The sequence below is a fragment of the Terrisporobacter muris genome (assembly GCF_024621905.1).
Classification (GTDB): Bacteria; Bacillota; Clostridia; order Peptostreptococcales; family Peptostreptococcaceae; genus Terrisporobacter; species Terrisporobacter muris.
Genome location: NZ_JANKBY010000426.1, coordinates 1 through 2,539, shown reverse-complemented (window position 1 = coordinate 2,539; position 2,539 = coordinate 1). Strand labels below are relative to the sequence as shown.

The 2,539-nt window shown below is 27.3% G+C and carries 3 protein-coding genes; 2 read left to right on the top strand and 1 reads right to left on the bottom strand.

Features of this window, described 5'->3' with window-relative positions; translation table 11 throughout:
- Nucleotides 1-840, top strand: an 840-nt coding sequence (locus tag NSA58_RS18755) for a histidinol-phosphatase HisJ family protein (protein ID WP_330652609.1), incomplete at its 5' end; no start/stop codon positions are given.
- Nucleotides 841-883: 43 nt separating this feature from the next.
- Here the strand turns inward: NSA58_RS18755 and NSA58_RS18750 are convergent.
- Nucleotides 884-1,750: a YitT family protein gene (locus NSA58_RS18750; RefSeq protein ID WP_039678954.1), complete on the bottom strand. Its 867-nt coding sequence runs from the start codon at nucleotides 1,748-1,750 to the stop codon at nucleotides 884-886.
- Between the two features lie 217 nt (nucleotides 1,751-1,967).
- On the opposite strand from NSA58_RS18750, the gene NSA58_RS18745 reads away from it, so the two are divergent.
- Entirely contained in the window at nucleotides 1,968-2,429 is a 462-nt protein-coding gene (locus tag NSA58_RS18745; RefSeq protein ID WP_039678955.1) for a hypothetical protein, read from the top strand.
- Nucleotides 2,430-2,539: the final 110 nt, after the last annotated feature.

The window sequence follows — 2,539 nt, the reverse complement described above, 5'->3', positions numbered from 1 at the left end:
AGTATTAGAAATTTTAAAATAAAGGGAGATAAGAATATGTATTACGATTATCATATGCATTGTAGCTTTTCGGATGACAGTAATACTCCTATGGAGGATATGATAAATAAATCTATAGAGTTAGGATTAAAAGAGATTTGTTTTACTGATCATGTAGATTATAGTATTATTACAAATAATATAGAAGAAGATCATACTGTCGATTATAATGAATATTTTAGAAATCTTGAATATTTTCAAAATAAGTATAAGGATAAGGTAATCATTAAAAGAGGAATAGAAATGGGATTACAAAATCATACTCTATGTAAATGCATGGAAGATATAGAAAAAAATGAGTTCGATTTTGTTATAGCATCAATTCATACGATTAATAAATTGGATTTAATAGAAAGACATTTTTATCAAGATAAATCACAGTTTGAAGCTTATAGACAATATTATGAAATTTTATATAATATTATTAGAAAATTTAAAAATTATTCTGTCCTAGGGCATGTAGATTGTGTAAAAAGATATGGTGATTTGAACAATATAATTGATGATAAAGTATTTAGTGATGAAATTGATGAAATATTAAAAATGGCGATATACGATGGTAAAGGAGTTGAGATTAATACATCTAGTTTTAGATATAAGTTACCAGATTTAACGCCTTCATCATACATATTAAAAAGATACAAAGAGCTTGGTGGTGAAATTATTACTACAGGTTCTGATTCTCACAATCCAGCTCAAGTAGCTCATGAATTTAAACGAATTTATAAAGGATTGGAAGAAATGGGATATAAATATATTTGTACTTTTGATAAAATGAAGCCTAATTTTATAAAATTATAGATATAAAAGGGTGGTATCAAAAATGATACCACCATTAATTTTTCTAATACATTTGTTTGAACCCTTCCCCAAGTGCCTCGTGAACATCCGTAATAACTACAAATGCATTAGGGTCTACAGTTTTAACTATTTTTCTTAGAGTAGATACTTCTCTCTTTCCAACTACAACAAGTAGAGCATCCTTATCTTCTTTGGTATAACCACCTTTAGCATTAAGAATAGTAACACCTCTACTCATCTTTTCTAATATAGCATTAGATATTTCATCTGGTGAATTTGATATTATAGTAAATGATTTAGCGCTATAAATACCTTGGATAACCATATCACTTACTAGAACAGCAATGTATAATCCTATGGCAGAGTATAAACCAATTTCTACTTTCCCAGTAGCAAATATTGATGATACAACAACTATAAAATCAGCTACCCCCATTAATTTTGGAACACTAACTGATGGAAACCATCTGTTTAATATTAATCCTATTAAATCAGTACCACCTGTTGTTCCGTTGATTTTAAATATTATACCAAGTCCTAATCCTAAAATTACACCACCAGTAAGGGTTGCTAATAATACATCGTTGGTAATCTCAAGGGTTGCAAAATTTTCGCATAAGTTTAATGCTAAAGTAAAGAATACTATGCCTAATAAGGTTTTCAAACACTCCCTTTTTGTTAAAACCTTATAAGCGATGATGAATAATGGTACGTTAAAAAATAAGTTTACTAGCCATAAAGGTATGCTGAATAAATAATTAATTATTACTGCTAATCCTGTTAATCCTCCGGGTGCTATTGAATGAGGATCAAAAAATAACACAAATGATAATGCTAATAAAAAACAACCTACTATAAGAAGAAATGTTTCATACATAAACTCCTTAAAACTAATTTTTTCTTCTCCCATAATAAACCTCCATATTAATTTAAGCCTGACGAACTTTAATATTGCCTTGGTTACAAATAACATTCTAATCTTTATTTTAAAGAAAAACAACAACTTAAGGCGATAATTAAAATTTTAATAGGTATAAAATACCAGATGGATAAAATTTTTTTTATAATGAAAATAATACTATTCTCAATTACAATATAATTACAAACATATAAAGGGGTGTCATAAGATGAGTTTTTTTAGTGGGGAATTAAGAACTTTTGATCTATGTAAAATGAATGAGGAAATAGGAAAAAGTTTTGAAGTAAAATCATGTTATAATGGTGTAAGTAGAAATTTAGATGGAGAAGAAAAGAGTAAGCAAGTTGAAGACTTATTAAAATATAATGGTCAGATATATTACTTCTTTGGTATAAGAAAAGAACAGTACCTATGTTGTGTAAATGGACAAAAATATCTTATTAATGATGAAATGAATGAAAGTTCACAAGGAATAAATATGTCAGATGCATATATTAATCCTTATGAAGATATAAATTTAGGATTTTTAATTTCATATGATAATGGAAATATAGATATACAGCCGGCAATAGAAGGGGAAGCAGTAAGATGTCGAAGATGTGAGGCTATAGAAGATTGTGGCGATTTAAATAATGAAATGAAAAGTTTTATAAGTAAATATATATTATAAAATAAAGGAATATGATGAAAATCATATTCCTTTATTTTATGTATTTACAAACCATAGATACCTGTATTTCTATCAAGAAAAATAGGTAAATGAGGTGAGTTGAAAGTTAT

What these genes read in the sequence shown, in the direction of transcription:
- NSA58_RS18750 (WP_039678954.1), bottom strand. Translation starts at nt 1,750, where the DNA reads ATGGGAGAAGAAAAAATTAGTTTTAAGGAGTTTATGTATGAAACATTT.
- NSA58_RS18745 (WP_039678955.1), top strand. Translation starts at nt 1,968, where the DNA reads ATGAGTTTTTTTAGTGGGGAATTAAGAACTTTTGATCTATGTAAAATG.